We start from the raw sequence: 16128 nt of genomic DNA on the forward strand, positions 1-16128 counted from the left end.
GCTCGCGAATTGTAAGTTGAACCTTGTCACGGTTACGTCCAATGAGACGCAACCTGGTGCTGCATTCGGCCCTGGTGACACCTATGAAATGATCGAAGCAGTACTATACGCGAAATCCACCGATGCAATATGGGCAGAAACGCATTCGGTTGCGTCGTCAACGTTGCCCGCGCAAGAAGCGGCCAACGTTGACGCAAGGCGACATGGACGCGTCAATGCTAAAAAAACCAACACGCTCCACGCCACTTTACTTTCCTTCCACTCCTCGTGTACGCTTGCGACCCACGGAGGAACGCCATGGCAGCACCAAGCTTTGCGCACATTACCGAAGACGGATTCAAAGGATATGTCCCCGAGCTCTCGCAAGGGGAGTGGGGGCCTCATTGATCACGCGCCCTATCTCGGGCCGAATCGCATGGCGGCCAAATCCCTGGTCGACGCGCCACTCGTCGTCGCATGCAAGCTCCGAATCACATGGGTACTCGATGAGCTCGTCTCGGCCGACGGCGGCTCGGACAGCGCGGAAGCGGCGGATGATGGCTGGGACGCCACGCAAAGGAAGGGCGGCGGGCTGCTTTATGCTGCGTCCCACGACAAGGACGCGGCGAAACGCGCCGCAGCGGGACGCCTCCAAAAGGCATTCATGAAGGGCGCCGGCAGCGGCCAAACCAAAATGAAGTATCACCAAGAGGTCGATTTCGGGCGAAACCAATTGGTCCTCGCCAAGGAACCTCAAAATGCAGCGGACATCGCGCTGCTCGGAATGGAGGCCTGGCTCGTGGAGGTCGAGGAAGCGACCGAAACGCTCGCTACGGCAACTGGTTACGGCGAAGGCACGGCTCGGCGCCCCTATGAGCGAAAACGCGCGGCGCTATCGGCCTGCTCGGCGACGTTCGCGGACGTCGAACGTCAGCTCGCGTGGGTCATCCGCCACGGCCATGAAACCGACCACAAGCGCGCCCGCGCGCTCCTCGAATCGCTCCACGGCCTTGCGAATCGCTACCCAGCGCCCAGTCACGCGAAGTCCGCGGAGCCTGCCCAGGAAGGCTGAAGCCGTTTTCATCGACGTCCCATTGGCGCTTTGCGCCGTGAGCGTCATCGTTTTGCGCCGCTCGACCATGCGCCGCTGACGGAGCCCGCAACCAAGTCCTTCGTCGCTTGCCGAATTCGCCGCGGAGCTGCGCGCCGGTTGCCGTGTCCAATGACGCTCTCGCGTCGCATAAACTGACCGGCGCAGGCCGCCGCGCCGCTCACGGAATGCGCCGCGGCATCGTTCGCCGCTCATTGAATGCGCCGCGAATCGGTGCGCCGTGCGCGCCAGCTATCGTGCCACAAAGCGCCGCAACGAGATGATCCGCACGCCATTCGGCGCCGGTGCGGGGTGACGCTGAAGCGGGAGGACGAGGGTCCAAAGATGATGCGAACCGCCGTTCGCGTTTGAGTTGACATGTCCGCATGTGGTCATCGACACTGGCGGCCATGGGGCATCTCTTCAAGGTTTTCCAAACCTGGTTGGTCTTGGTCGTGGGGCGGTTCGGTCAGCGACTCCGGGTTTTGATATGGTTGTCAAGTTTATTGTGCGCATTCGGGGTCGCCGGTTGCGCTCCCGCGGTCCCCGCGTCGCGACCGATTCCAAAAGAGCGGGTATTCAACGTGTGCTGGAAGCCTCCGGAGCTGGGTCCCGGGGTGTATTTCGATTTTCCAACGGAAAGTGGACTGGCTGCGTCGACGTCCGGCGAGGAGGATCCTGCACACATTCGATATGTCTTCAAATACGCAGAGGACGGGCCCACGAAAAACCTCCGATTGCTGCCATTGAGTCGCGTGGATGCGTGGTGCCCGCACATTCCGCAGCCGAGCATTTTGGAAGTGCCCGCGTTCGAACCAGAGCCCGCACCATGTCCCGTGCCCGTATCGATCGAAGAGCGTCTATCGGATGCACGACTCCTCTTTGGGCAAACATCGGATGTACCGATTCGGAGCCCGTTCTTTTGCGACAAACAGCCGCGTGTGGCATATTCGGTGGAAGAATTGATATCGTTGCGTGCTCGCAACGTGGCGTTTCATTTGGGCTTCGAGAATGCTTACGTGCTCGGAAAAGCCGTGACGATAGGCGCAGCGGAGTCACAGGCGGTCATCAACAAGAGCGATTCGTGGTTGAAACGCGCGTTGACATCGGATCCAGGGTCGCTCGAGCAGATTCAGCAGCGCATGGCGGATGCGCTGAATACGATCGAGCCATTGCCCGAGTATGACGATCCGATCCTCGATGGCTTGGTCATGGCAGGTTATCAGGCCGGATTCGAGCAAGGCAAATTCGAAGTCGAGGCGAAGCTGTTCGCCATCGACGTCGGCGTCATGCTCGTTGAATTCGCATTGCTGGAAGTGGCGCTGGGTCCGCTCGGTGGGGCCAGGTTGCTAGCGTCGGCCGTGAGCAAAGGCGCGAAGGCGCTGACGACGGCCGTGAAGCGACTCGAGAACATTCCCATTTTCATTCCCATCGCGACGAATGGGGTCGGGGATTCGTTCGGATTGGCACGGTCGTCGCTTCCGTTTCGGCGAAGGCGCATCGGTATCGTTTGGAGAAAGCGATGAAGGCGCCGCCCTTCAACATTATTCGGAAGGCCGGTCAAGCACTGCACCACATGGTGGCGCATGGAGATGACAGGGCCAAAAATGCACGAAAAATTCTTGACAAGTTCAAGATCCACATCGATGAGGCTTGGAACGGCGTGTTTTTACCGGCAACCACGAAGTCGCCCAACCCCAAGGGATCCATCGTGCACTCGATGGTCCACACGGATAAGTATTATAGGAGCGTCGAGCGCGCACTTGAAAAGGCGAAGTCACGAAAAGATGCGATTCGAATCCTCCAGCGAATCCGAGAAACCCTAGAAAACGGGACGTTTTTCGATGCAAATCTATGAGTATGCAAGAAGCAAGGGCTACGAGATGCTGACATGGGACGATGACGATACATACGAGGCATTCAATCGCCTCAACGGCAAGCCCAGAAGCAAAACGTGGAAACCGGTTCGGGTCCGTCGTGTGCGAGCAACGAAGCGTGAGGGGTGCAAACCTTCGGATGCCCCCCTTCATGTTCATGACCGGCATACTGGTGTTTCGGCGCTCGGCGGTGGATGCGCTTCGGGACATGCTGGACGCCTTTGGGGAGCTCTTACCTCTCGAAGACGAAGGCGGCGTGGAGCTGTTTGCGTACAATCCCCGGGCGCTCGAAGCGTTGGATCACGTTCAATCGAAAGGGTGGCGCAACGATAAAGGCACGCTTGACGTGGTCGGGAGGCATGTATTTTTCCCGTCCGTCGTCGAAGGGGTCGATATTTTCCGCCAGAAAGATAAACCGCGCGGCGTGATTTACCTCTCCGACCGTTTCGTGCAGCGCTGGAAGCAAGCCAAACTGAAGGGCCTGGATTTCATCCTCGCATGGGATTCGGAATTGCCACCGGAAAAGCAGCCGAACGTGTGGACGTCGAAACCCATCAAGCTCTGAACGAATCCGCGAAGCCGCATCATTCGAGTCCCAGCTTCAACACCACCGGTTCCTTCAATTTGTCCATGGGCCAAAGGACACCCTTGTCAAAACTGCCCCATTGGCTGTTCGCCACGTAAAACAGTTCTTTGCCCACGACCACCCCGAGCGTCGGTTCGTTGAACGCCGGATGGTTCATTTGCAAAATTTCCACCCGCCGCACGACCTTCGCGGACACGTCCACCGCAATGCGCACTACCCGATGCGGCCGAATCCCATTTTGAATGGCAATCAAGTCACCTCGATGAGTCACGAGCCCGTCGATACCCACGAGCGTCGAATCGTCCGGCGGAAGCATCCACGTCACCGCGCGTGACGAACGATCCACGTGAAAGAGCCCGCGCGAATAATCCGCAACGAAAATCGATTGGCCGTCGCTCGTGAGGGCAATGCCTTGCGGCGCAGCGAATTCCCCCCGAGGCACCAATGCATCCAGCGTTTTTCCTCCCGGTGGAACCGTATACACCATCGACGCCGCAGGATCCGATACGAATACGGTGCCGTCGCCATCGACGGCCAAATCGTTGCACATGTGGCCCATGCCCGATTCGTCGAGGGAGATCGTTTGGCGCAAGTTTCCCGTATCGATATCGAATTCCACGATCTTGGCGCGCCCTTTGTCCGTTTCTTGAAAATTTTTCATTTCGGGGACGGCCGAACTGCACGCCCAAAGCGCTCGACGTTTTGCATCGACGGCCATTGCCAAGACGGCAAAGAGATCCTTCGTTGCAAAATCCTGCGCTCGTCCACCAGGCAATATTTTTATTATTTTGCGGTTGTGCACGCTGCTCACGAAGAAAGCTCCGGTCTGCGAATCGTGGGCAATGCCTTCCGCAATGGTATCGCGCTCGGGCAACGTGAACGCCGGGGCGCTCGTTCCGCGGACTTCCTTTTCCAATGCTCCAAACCGAGCAAACACGGCGGTGAATTGGGGCAAGTTGCGCAGACTTGCCAAGTCATCGTCACGCATCACATCGAAATACAAATTCATTTGGGCGAGTTTTTCGAGCTGCCCGATGGCTTCTGCCGACTTGCCCGTCAATGCGTATCCGCATGCAACGTTGTACATGGCGCGCGGACTGTTCGAGAGCGCGGCTGTGGCTCGCTCGGTCGACGCGAGAAATGCCGCGTAATCCTTTCGTGCATATGCGGCATTGGCATCTGCGAGATGCTGTCGATACGCTGCGAAATCAGGCTTCGTCGCGGCCGGCGTAGCACTTTTCGGCATCGGCGGCTTCGTCGCATCCTGCTCGACGTCCGCCGCGGCGGTCGTTGCCGGAGCGGCCACTTTCGCACCTCCACAACCGGCAAATCCAATCATGCCAAGCAGCACCAGCGCAGACACTCGTATCATGGGGGCACGTTCTCGATGTTCGGATGCGCGAAATGGTCGCACGAGGATGGACGTCGGCGCAAAACAAATGTGAATCGTTTCAGGCTCAACCCACGCGAACTTTTGCTTGATCGGCCCGAGCGAGGATTTCTGCAATTTCGGCGGCCGTCGGGCGCTTGCTTGGATCGGCATCCATGCAGCGTTCGAAGAGCGCGGCGAGCTCGGGGTCCAATCCTTTGACACGTCGCAATCCGCCAGGACGCGGCAACGTTTGTCCCTGCATGCTGGCGAAAATGGGCGGAACGTGAAATGCCTTTTTCCCCGTCAAAATCTCATACGCCATCACGCCAAAACTAAAAACGTCGGAATGGGACTTCCATTGCTTCGACCCTTTCGCGAGCTCAGGACCCATGTACGTCGGCGTTCCGACGAGAATGCCCGTTCGCGTGACCTCTTGCACCGGCGGAGGCACACTTCGCCGCGATGGCGGCGGCGCATCGATGGCCGAAAACCCCGGCGAGCTTCGTCGTGAGGGCGGCGGAGCATCCGATATGTCGATCGTCGATAGATTGGATATCGTGGGACTTGCTCGACGAGAAGGCGGCGGAGCATCACCGAAATCGAGCGTAGGCATGGAAGTAAGCGTTTGGGTTGCTCGACGAGAAGGCGGCGGCGCGTCACCGAAATCGAGCGCAGGCATGGAGGAAAGCGTCTGCGTTGCTCGACGGGAAGGCGGCGGAGCGTCCATTGAATCGAGCGCCGGTCTGGCCGGCATGGCGGGCATCGACGACATGAAACGCCGTGAATTCGGCGGCGGTTCGATGTCTTTTGGTATGTCCATTCCCGCAAGCGAAGGGCTCGCGCGCCGTGAATTCGGCGGCGGTTCGATGTCTTTCGGCGTATCGAGACCCGACATCGTCGGCATTGAACGTCGCGAATTGGGCGCTGCATCCATGTCTCGACCGCGCTCCGATACAGGGCCTCCTTCGCTTGGATCACGCGTCAGCGTCGATATTCCAAAATCCACGAGCTTCACCGAAGGAGTACCATCCGGGCGCTCGAAAACCATGACATTGCCTGGCTTCAAGTCGCGATGAATGACACCTCGAGCATGCACGGCGGCCAGCCCTTCGGCCATTTGACGCAATACCGACAGCGCCCACGGTACGTCGCGATATCGCGCCTTGTGTCGCTGAAGCGGTTCGCCTTTGCATAGTTCCATCACCAAATACAACAGGCCATCCGGTGTGACGTCGACGTCGGCGATGGACGCGAGGTTCGGATGATCCATGCGCGCCAAAATCTGAGCTTCGCGCACCATACGCGTCATGGCGACTTTGTCGCGACGGCTCGAAAGCACTTTCATGGCAAAATGCCGGCCGTCACGAATTCGCTCGACGTCGTACACGACGCCCATCGCGCCTTGTCCGAGATCATTCGATACGCGATAACGTTCGGCAATGACCGTCCCCGGCTCGAACGTGGGCCCGCCATCCACGAGCTCGTCGTCGTCGTCCATTTCGTCGTCGTCACGAAGCGACGAAAGCAAACTCGTCGTATGCTGTTGAATTTTTCGCCGCAATTCTTCGTTCAGAATTTCGACTTCGGCCTTCTTGGCTTCGATGGTTCGAATCTTGGCCTGTACGTCGCGGCGCATCGTATCGAGCGCCCGGGCCAAGTCGGCAAATTGGCCGTGCCCTTCCACCAGAATCGGCGTTTCGATGTCGCCAGCGGCCAGGCGCGCCACGGCATCGAGCAGCGCCGTCTGCTTGCCAATCAATTTCTTTTGCAGCGCACTGTCGAGCTCGGCACGAATGGCACGCGTCGTGACGATCGTAATCGACAACTTTTCCCCGAGAACGTGCAATATCGATCGATCGCTTTCTTGCAATCCACGCGGCGCACCGTCTCCTTCGAGGTACAGCACGCCGAGCAGCTCGTTTCGTACGATGAGCGGTTCGGCAATCACCGTATTGCGCGTTCCTGCAACGCGTTTTTGCATCACCGGTACGCGACGCGCCCGAACTTGTTCGACGATGTCCTCGTGATACGTGAGTTTGTCTCGAGGAATCTCGCGCTCGCCGGGCTCACGAGCCGCCGCCAATTCGAGGTCGGCGACGGGGGCCCGGTTTCGTGGCGAAGAGCAGTGCCTTTCGTGCGGGCAAAGCCGCAGAATCTCGTCGAGACCCACGCGCGCATGTTGCCCCCGTTCGAGCACCTGCGCCGACGCGAGACTCAATTCGAGAATGCGCGAATACTTGCCCGCTCGCTCTTGCGCCGCCATGAACCGCCGAGCCACGATGAGCCCGAGCGACAACGTGAAAAGAAACATGCCCACGTGCCCGAGCGCCGGGTGAGCGCGCGAGACGAGACCCGTGGCCATGAGCACGTCGTGCACCGCCGAAGCGGTCATGCCGACGAATCCAATGCCAAAAATGCGTGCATCGAGGTCGCCTCGCACGGCCCCAGCAATCGCGCGAACTGCGATCACTGCAATGGTGAGCAGCATGAGCACTTGAAATGGCAAAAGCGTATGCAGCGGCCCCATGAGGCCCAGCGCGACCACCACTGCGGCGCCCGCAAAATAGGCCGAATGAGCCCAGCGCAACACGCGCAAAATGCGAAACCGATCCGGCCCGAACATGTGATCGACGTAGGCCGCAAAAACAATCGGCACCAAGTACAAACTCGCAAGTTCGAGATGGAGCCACCCGAGCGGCGCGTCGATCAAAAAACCTCGAATCGGCGATGCAGCAGGGAGATAAATCCCCAGCGTCAGCGTAAGCAAACCATACAAGAGATGACTGCGATCTTTGCGATCCGACAGATAGAGTCCGAGAATGAAAAGGCCGAGCGACAATAAAATGACGCCCATGCCGAGGACCGGGAGGTCGGAGCGAATGTTTGCCAGGGTCAATTCGGTGCGCGGGCCGATTTTGGGCTGGCCAACCGGTCCAATGTTGACGTGGTCGGAGTAGATGCGCAGCGCGAGCGTCTTGCCCGTGAAGTCTTCGCCAAGGGGGATGTCGTGCGGCTTGTAGCCCAAAAATTTCAGCGCGCTCGGCCCTTCGAAGTAGCCATGCTGGTAGACGAGTTTGCCGTCGAGATACGCCTCGAAGATTTGATCGACCCCGCGAAGATGCAGCACTGGATCATGCAGGGCGTCACCCTCGAGCCGCGTGCGCATCCACATGAAGCGCTGCCTGCCGCGGCCTTCGTGCGCCGAGATTTCTCGCAGGGGTCGCCATCCGTTGTCGTGCGTCGGTGACGCCCAAACGTACGCCCCGGGTTGTCTTGGTGAATCGCCCCAGCGATACTCCCATAACCCTTGGTACTCATACGAATTGATCTTTGCTGTCGTCGCCGCATGCGACGAGACGGTCGTACCGAGCAGCATGAGGGCCGTGCTGCCGGCGACAAACCAACGCGAGAGCAAACCAAGACGCATTCGAGGCGCAATCCGGGAACGATGAGTCGGGGCGCGGGAGGATAGCAGAGACGCGGCGCAGGAAAAGGGGGACGTCGTGCCACGAAGAACGCGACGAAACGTCAATACCCTGGCGGTAGCAACGAGGTTTTTCGTGATTGGTCCGCGACTGCCTCGGCTATTTGCCCGATCCTCCTGCCGCCCGATCCACCCATGCCGCTCGCGCCGCCCATGCCTCCAACGCCTCCGGCTCCAACAGCTTCGCCCCAGCCACCTGGGACCCCTGGATCTCCCGACGATGATCGCCGATGCCACGCCAAAGCCACTGCCGCCCACGCCGCCCTCGCCACCCGCGCCGCCCTGCCCAGCGTAACCACCTGTGCTTGGGCCTCCGGATTCATCGCTGCATGCGGTGTACGACGCCGTGGCGAGCGTCAAACCAAGCATCATCGCGCCTGCTGTACGCGGAAGTGAGCCGTCGGGTGCACGAAGTACAGCGCCACAATTGGGACAAGAGGTTTCACGTGCGAATGCGTGACACGAACACGAAGGACAAGCGATAAGGCGCGTACCAATTTTCATGCTTCGAACATCCCTGCGAGACACTCGCTTGTCAACTCGCTACGCTGCTCGACATGAGCGACTTTCCGCGGGTGCCGAACGACCCAGTGCGAATGTTGAGGGCCGATGATGTTCCGAGCCGACCGCGGCCGATTTATGTCGTGTGGGAAGTCACGATGAAGTGTGATCAGCCGTGTCAGCATTGTGGCTCGCGCGCGGGAGCTGCCCGCGTCAAAGAATTGTCGACGGAAGAATCGTTCGAGATTGCCGAGAGCCTGGCGCGCCTTGGGACTCGCGAAGTGACGCTCATCGGGGGCGAAGCATATCTGCGGCCGGATGTCTACGACATCGTGCGCAAGCTCGTGAGCTTGGGTATTCGAGCGACCATGCAAACGGGTGGTCGAGCATTCACGATGGAGCGTGCGCGAGCATTCAAAGAAGCGGGGCTATCGGGGCTGGGCGTTTCGATCGATGGTCCTGCGCGTATCCATGACAAACTGCGCGGCAATTTGGGGAGTCACGCAGCGGCCATTCAGGCGCTCGACAATGCGCGCGCCGTGGGGCTGACGCTTTCGGCGAATTCGCAAATCAATCGGCTGAATTGGATGCTTTTGCGTGAAGTCGCAGCGACTTTGCGTGCCAAAGGGGTGGAAGCTTGGCAAGTGCAGCTCACGGGGCCCATGGGACGCGCGGCCGATCATCCCGAATGGATCCTCGAACCTTGGCGCGTGGTGGACGTCATTGAATTGCTGGCAGACATTCAACGGGAAGCCGCGGAGGATTTTTTCGCGGGAAAGGCGCCGTACTTCAATATATTTCCGAACAACAACATCGGTTATTTCGGTCCTTACGAGCAAATGCTGCGTTCGCGCGTGGGCAGCCCCGAGACGCATTTCCAAAGCTGCATGGCGGGCATTTTTAATATGGGCATCGAATCGGACGGGACGGTCAAGGGATGCCCGACGTTGCCGACGGCGCCGTACAATGGGGGCAACGTGCGCACGATGAAGCTCGAAGAATTATGGGAATCGAATGACGTCCTTCGATTTGCGCGTGACCGATCGACGGACGAGCTTTGGGGTTTTTGCAAGACTTGCTATTACGCGGACGTGTGCCGAGCGGGATGTTCGTGGATGGTGCACACGACGCTGGGACGTCGGGGGAACAATCCGTTCTGTTATCATCGTGTGAAGGAATTGGCAAAACGGGGCATTCGCGAGCGTTTGGAGCATCGGTCGCAGGCGCCGAATCAGCCGTACGATCATGGCTTGTTCGCGATTGTGGAGGAACCGTGGCCGGAGGCGGAGGGAGGGGATTCGGGGGGAGCGTTATGAGTGGGAATGGGCTACTTCGTTGCATTGCCGGCATCGACGGTTGCCCCGACGGATGGATCGCGGCGATTGCGCCTACGGATGACCTCGCCGATGTGCACGTTCGCGTGTTCGCGCGTTTCGGCGATATCATCGAGCACGGACCATTCGCACGCATTGCCGTCGACATGCCGATCGGCCTCCCCGAACGAGCAGGGCCCGGCGGACGCGCGGCAGAACGAGCCGTCCGGCCTCTCCTTGGCGGACGCCAATCATCCGTGTTTTCGGTCCCCGCGCGTCGAGCCGTCTATGCGCCTGATTATGCTGCCGCCTGCAAGGAATCGCTCGAGCATTCCGATCCACCACGAAAAGTCTCGAAGCAATCCTTCGCAATCTTTCCGAAGATCAGAGAGCTCGATGGGCTCTTGCGCGACAATTTTGACATCGTGAACATCGTGCACGAGGTGCATCCCGAAGTCGCATTCTGGCGGCTCAATGGCGAGCGCCCCTTGACCGAGCCCAAAAAGGTCAAGAACCGCCCCTATCCTCCGGGCCTCGATGAGCGCCGAAGGCTCCTTGCCTCGGCCGGCATTTCGCCGGCAATTCTTGCTGCAAAACCGCCGCGAGGTGCCGCGGTCGACGATATGCTCGATGCGTTGGCAGGCCTCGTGATCGCCAAGCGCCTTCATGATGGAATTGCGCAGCCGTTTCCGACGCAGTACGAACGGGACGAGTATGGTTTGCCCGTGGCGATTTGGGCGTAATCGATTGCATTGACGAAACAGCTCGAGCTCGAAGAATATAGGCGGAGTCCGCGACGACCAATCGTTACCCCTGAGCTCTCCACCTCGCCACCAAATCCTTCGCCGCTTTGCTCCATTCGGTAAAATCAAACGCAAATCCCTTTTCGAGCAGCCGCCCGGGAACCACGCGACGGCTCTTCAACACGAGCTCCGTGTCCGTGCGCATGGCCCAAGCGCCAATCTCGAGCATCCATTTCGTGGCGGGTAGCCCCAATCGAATGCCCCATGCATCGCGCATCGCACGCATGAAGTCGTTGTATGGAAGCGGCCCCGGAGAAGCGACATTGACCGGACCGTCCATTTCCTCGTGAGCCATCAAAAATTCGATGGCGCGAACGAAATCCTTATCGTGAATCCACGAGACGAATTGGTTGCCCCCGGCAGCAGATCCCCCGAGGCCAAACCGCACGAGACCCGACATCACATCGAAAATGCCCTCGCGATCGGGACTCATGACCATCGACGTCCGCAGGGCAATCTTGCGCGTGGATGGCGTTTTCGCTTCATTCAGAGCTTGCTCCCAATTTTTCGCAATTTGCACGCTGTATGCCCAATAAGACGGAACATCGAGTTCATCCCCGCCAATGATTCCAGTTGCTTCGTCGTTCGGCGCATCGAACCGATGCGCATAAATCGTCGCGGTGCTCATTTGCAGCCACAACTTGGGCGGACGTGACGCTCGTTCGATGGCCTGGCCCACGACGCGCGTGGATTCGACCCGTGAATCCATCATCTGCCGGAGGTTTTCTTCGGTATACCGGCAATTGACCGTGCGCCCCGCGAGGTTGATGACGACGTCGGCCCCATCGATTTCACTTGCCCAGCCGCCCAGCGTCCGTCCATCCCACGAAACGACGCGCCCGGCGGGTACCTGAGCGCTCCGGCACAAGACGACGACGTCGTGGCCTTGGCCGACGAAATGACGCGCGAGCACCTGGCCGACTTGGCCGCTGCCGCCAGGGATGATGATTTTCATGGGAGAAGCTTAGCTGCCAATCGCGACATGAACCAGTTTTTGCGTTGGCAATGATGCGGGTTGGGACGCTAACGCGAAATCGTGATGCGTATCGAGTCCTGACACGGAATCGCCACCGACTCGCCCGCCGACAACCATTCTGGATACGCACCGGAAGCCGTCTTCGCGACTCGCACGAAATAACGACCACATTTGTTTTGCAAGCGCGTATTGGTTTGTCCTACCTTCCGGCCGCTCAAATACACCGTCGCATCCCCGGAATACATCACGGTGATGTACCCTTGCCCGTAAGGAAGCGGCGGCGGGGGAGGCTCCACAGGCGCTGCGGACGTTACCGTCGGCGCCGCGGAGGGAGTCGATGCGGCTGGCGCAGTCATTGCGATTTTTGCAACAGGTGGCGCCGCCGACGCGCTTGCCGACGCCGATGCCTGTTTGGCAGGACCAACATCGGGTTTGTCCGACAAGGACATGACCGCCAATGCGGCACCAATCGCAACGAGTCCGAATACCACGGCGAGAGCGACCACGGGCGGCCGTTTTCGACGCGCAGGCGGAAGCGGCGGAGGCGCAAAACCACGCTTCAGCTTGGGCGGCGCAGGAGGTTCCGGACGCGGGCCAAAACGCACCGGCTTTGCATTGGGATCAGGCGGCGGCCCAATCGGTGGGGACGCGAGTGTCGATGGCGCGTCCGCATCCGCTGGTATCGTGTCCGCAAACTGCATACGCCGTCGCGACCTTTGCGGAGCATCAGCATTCTCCTCGCCGGCATTTCGACCAATTCCCGCGGCTTCCAATTCACTCGGGGAACGGCTCGTCACGTCGTCGAAGAGCTTATCAAAATCTTCTTCGTCCGGAACCGACGCCATCCATTCCGTGCGTGGTACGCGTGATTCGGGGTCCAATTCGAGCGGCGCGGCAATCGCGAGTTTCGGTACACCCGACCGCGGCACGCGTTCGGATTTTACCGACGACGGCACGGGTTCCACGTGCGGAACGCGCGGCGCTCTGGGAATACCTCCTTCCGATTTTGGTACTTTTTCCGCGAGCGCTCGCAGGAGCGGATACACGGATTTCGGCTGCACGTCGTCGAACAATATCGGCGGCAGCGATGCCGTCGGACGAATCCCCGCCGGCGGCGCAGGCGGGATCGTCGAAAGCCGCTCTTTGCTCGATACCGCAGGTTCCGCCGGACGAATACCTTGCAGCGAAATGCGGGGCCTCGATGCCGCTGGTATCGACGGTCGAGCACCACTGTCCGGATTCGTCCGCAAATCCCGCAGGAGCTCGACCTTTTCACATAATTCGTCACGACCTTTGTCGATCCCAGCCATTTGCCCGAGCGCTTTTTCGATGTCGCGACACGTCGCCGGACGCTTGTCCACGGCTGTTTCGAGCGCCGCATCAATGGCAAGCGACACGAGCTTCGGCAAATCGGGGCGCATCGTGGCAAGGCGCGCCGGCCGAATTCCTTTTTCCGACGGTTTTTGCCCTGTGAAAAGCGACCAAATGAAGAGCCCGAGACCATACACGTCGGCTTTCGGCGTCACCGCTTCGCCGCGCAATTGCTCCGGCGCCTTGAATCCCGGTCCAGCCTTTTGCATCGCCACGACCGTATCCGGGCTCCGCCCCAATATCTTGCCCATTCCAAAGCCCGAAAGGCGCACCTGCCCATCCCATCCCACCAATACATGCTCCGGATGAAGCCCCCGATGCACGATCGGCATCGGTTTGCCGTCTTCGTCGCGCGCCGCATGCGCATGCATCAGCGCCGACGCGATTTCACGCCCCACATATGCCTTGGCCCCATCCGATAAAGGCCTCTTGCTCTGTTCGAGATACGACAGGAGCCGTTCGAGCGTCGGACCATCGATATGCTCGAGCACCAAAACCAAGTTTTTGTCATGTTCGAAAAAATCGATCATCCGCTGAATCGCTTGATGGTTCAGCGTCGAACAGATCGCTGCTTCCCGCGCAAGTTCCTCGGCAAACCGCGTGTCCCCCTCGGCGGTGTTCGGCACGAGCTTCAGCGTGTATTGACGCGCAAAGCCCATCGGCCCTTCCTTGCGGCCGACATAGACTTTCGTCGAGCCAGTACCCGACAAGCGCCGCACGATCTTGTACGCGCCGATGCGCTCCGGAACCGGCTCGGTCGGAAACATGTCGCAATCATACCGGAAACCTGGCTGCTCGCCCAAATGGTCGACGCAATCTTTGGAATTGGGCAGGATTTTGCCGTCCGGCCCGGTCGGTAGGTTCGTGCCCGCAAAGGAAAAACCCGGGGCGCGACCGCATCATCGGAGCAATTCCCGAGACTCTTCCTTCGAGCTGGTGTACACTCCGGCCATGACGACCTCGGACCCCGTCCAGCGTGCTGTTCGCAAGGCGCCGGCTGCGCCAGAGCGTCGAGCAACCGTGGCCGAGTGGCTCGCGGAGCCCGAAGAAAAAGGCGCCGAGCTGATCCACGGGCGCATTGTGTACAAGGCGCAGCCCAAGCCTCTACATGCCCTCACGCAGATTAAGTTGGGCGAGGCCCTTGGGCCGTTCAATTGCCGACCTGGTGGCACCGGTCGTCCTGGCGGGTGGTGGATCATGTCAGAGGTGGACATGCTCCTTCACGGCGAGGGAGTTCGTCCGGACCTGACGGGCTGGCGTCGCGATCGCGTCGGCAAGATGCCCGAGCCGGGTCCGGATGGCGTTGTTACCGAGCGGCCGGATTGGGTGGCGGAGATTCTTTCCACGAGCACGGCGTCACGGGATCTGGACGACAAACTCCGAATCTACCACCGCGCCGAAGTGACTCATTATTGGATTTTGGATCCACAAAACCGCATTCTCATCGTGTACCGTCGCACGCCCGATGGATATCTATTCGTGCGCGGAGCAAGCGCTGGATTGACCGTTCGCGCCGAACCCTTCGATGCGCTCGAATTGTCCGTGGGATTCATGTTCGGCGACGACGAAGACGAACCCACCGAGACGGAAAATCCATAATATTTTCGCATTTTTCCGTCCACCCAGCCACCCACCCATCGCATCGTCTTTCAAGCGAGCACATCGAACGAAAGTGTGCTGAACTACGGCTTGTTGTGGCGATGCCTTCTCCATACGCACCGTCCGGGACTTCAACCAAGGTTCGAGCGGTGCAAAACTTGAGCAAATTCGGCATATTGGACCGGCTGCTGTGGTTACGAACGCGCATCGGTCTGCCGTTTCTGACGATCTTGACTTACCACCGCGTGGGTGATCCCTCCGCCATTGGCGAGCTGGATCCCGACGTGCGCGAAGCCGACGCAAATGGTTTGTCCGAGCAGATAGCCGTCGTTCGATCGACCGGGACGATCGTGTCGCTCGAAGAAGTCCGCGCGTTCTTCCAGGGCAAACGTTCGCCCCCAAATCCCGTCATGCTCGCGTTCGACGATGGATACGTCGACTGTCGGGACGTCATTTTGCCGATATTGCAGAAAGAAGGCGTGCCTGCCACGTTTTTCATTCCAACGGCATATCCCGATTCGGGGCGCCTTTTTTGGTGGGACCGCATAAGCCTCATTTTGCATCGTTGTCGCATTCCAGCCGTGGAGTTACGCTATCCGTTCCCCCTATCCTTCGATTTCACGACGGGAAAGGAGCACGCTCGCCGGGTGCTCTTGCGCCTCGTCAAACGAACCCCAGCGCTCGATCTGGGACGTTTTTTCGACGAGCTCGAGCGTGCGACGGGCGTGGCGATCGACGCATCGGAAGAGCAAAAGATTGCAAAAAGCACAATCATGAGCTTTCGGGACGTCAAGGCATTACACGATGCAGGAATGGCGGTTGCATCGCATTCACACGCGCATCGCGTGCTCGCCACGCTGTCGCCGGACGATGCACTGCTCGACCTGCAAAAATCGAAACATCTTCTTCGTGACGTGCTTGGTACGGACGTCCGCACCATAGGGTACCCCGTCGGTCATCGAGTCACCGGGATGACGCGTCGAGCAGCTGGGCTGGCCGGTTTCGACCTTGGATTCACCAATGCAACGGGCCTGTGCTGGCCCGGTGGCGTGGACCCCTTGAACGTACCTCGATTGGCGATCGGCCAGGACGAACCCGCCGAAATATACAAATGGCGGATGCTCGTGGGCTGACCGCGAGTGACCAAAGTGCCCGAACACATCGGCCCGACCTTTGC

12 protein-coding genes are annotated in these 16128 nt (G+C 59.5%); 8 read left to right on the forward strand and 4 right to left on the reverse strand.

The genetic code is table 11. From position 1 onward, the window contains the following. Nucleotides 1-415 precede the first annotated feature (415 nt). The 4 genes from IPM54_33780 (at nucleotide 416) to IPM54_33795 (ending at nucleotide 3511) form a co-directional block, all read left to right on the forward strand. A complete protein-coding gene (locus IPM54_33780; protein ID MBK9264742.1) occupies nucleotides 416-1051 on the forward strand; it encodes a hypothetical protein in 636 nt (211 codons plus the stop codon). 404 nt (nucleotides 1052-1455) lie between these two features. Then, a complete protein-coding gene (locus IPM54_33785; protein MBK9264743.1) occupies nucleotides 1456-2595 on the forward strand; it encodes a hypothetical protein in 1140 nt (379 codons plus the stop codon). Beyond that, nucleotides 2592-2927 carry an AHH domain-containing protein gene (locus tag IPM54_33790; GenBank protein MBK9264744.1) on the forward strand — a complete coding sequence of 112 codons (336 nt, stop codon included), beginning with the start codon at nucleotides 2592-2594 and terminating at the stop codon, nucleotides 2925-2927. The genes IPM54_33785 and IPM54_33790 overlap by 4 nt, the downstream gene beginning before the upstream one ends. A gap of 176 nt (nucleotides 2928-3103) precedes the next feature. Beyond that, on the forward strand, nucleotides 3104-3511 hold the full coding sequence (locus tag IPM54_33795) for a hypothetical protein (protein ID MBK9264745.1): 408 nt from the start codon (nucleotides 3104-3106) through the stop codon (nucleotides 3509-3511). A gap of 19 nt (nucleotides 3512-3530) precedes the next feature. Here the strand turns inward: IPM54_33795 and IPM54_33800 are convergent, their stop codons facing one another. Together IPM54_33800 and IPM54_33805 are read right to left on the reverse strand one after the other, a co-directional pair. Next, nucleotides 3531-4904 carry a hypothetical protein gene (locus IPM54_33800; protein ID MBK9264746.1) on the reverse strand — a complete coding sequence of 458 codons (1374 nt, stop codon included), beginning with the start codon at nucleotides 4902-4904 and terminating at the stop codon, nucleotides 3531-3533. 85 nt (nucleotides 4905-4989) lie between these two features. Then, nucleotides 4990-8331, reverse strand: coding sequence for a protein kinase (locus IPM54_33805; GenBank protein ID MBK9264747.1), 3342 nt, complete (start codon nucleotides 8329-8331; stop codon nucleotides 4990-4992). A 653-nt stretch (nucleotides 8332-8984) separates the two neighbouring features. Here IPM54_33805 and IPM54_33810 point away from each other — a divergent pair. Then, on the forward strand, nucleotides 8985-10205 hold the full coding sequence (locus IPM54_33810; GenBank protein MBK9264748.1) for a radical SAM protein: 1221 nt from the start codon (nucleotides 8985-8987) through the stop codon (nucleotides 10203-10205). Continuing rightward, a complete protein-coding gene (locus IPM54_33815; protein MBK9264749.1) occupies nucleotides 10202-10945 on the forward strand; it encodes a DUF429 domain-containing protein in 744 nt (247 codons plus the stop codon). Before IPM54_33810 ends, IPM54_33815 begins: the two co-directional genes overlap by 4 nt. Nucleotides 10946-11009: 64 nt before the next feature. Here the strand turns inward: IPM54_33815 and IPM54_33820 are convergent, their stop codons facing one another. After that, entirely contained in the window at nucleotides 11010-11960 is a 951-nt protein-coding gene (locus IPM54_33820) for a DUF1731 domain-containing protein (GenBank protein ID MBK9264750.1), read from the reverse strand. 68 nt (nucleotides 11961-12028) lie between these two features. After that, nucleotides 12029-14119: a protein kinase gene (locus IPM54_33825; protein ID MBK9264751.1), complete on the reverse strand. Its 2091-nt coding sequence runs from the start codon at nucleotides 14117-14119 to the stop codon at nucleotides 12029-12031. Nucleotides 14120-14303: 184 nt separating this feature from the next. On the opposite strand from IPM54_33825, the gene IPM54_33830 reads away from it, so the two are divergent. Both IPM54_33830 and IPM54_33835 read left to right on the forward strand, forming a co-directional pair. Continuing rightward, entirely contained in the window at nucleotides 14304-14951 is a 648-nt protein-coding gene (locus IPM54_33830; GenBank protein ID MBK9264752.1) for a Uma2 family endonuclease, read from the forward strand. 149 nt (nucleotides 14952-15100) lie between these two features. Then, nucleotides 15101-16084 (forward strand): polysaccharide deacetylase family protein, encoded by a 984-nt coding sequence (locus IPM54_33835; GenBank protein MBK9264753.1) that lies wholly within the window; start codon nucleotides 15101-15103, stop codon nucleotides 16082-16084. The last annotated feature ends 44 nt before the right edge of the window (nucleotides 16085-16128 follow it).

Source organism: Polyangiaceae bacterium (genome assembly GCA_016715885.1).
Classification (GTDB): Bacteria; Myxococcota_A; Polyangia; order Polyangiales; family Polyangiaceae; genus Polyangium.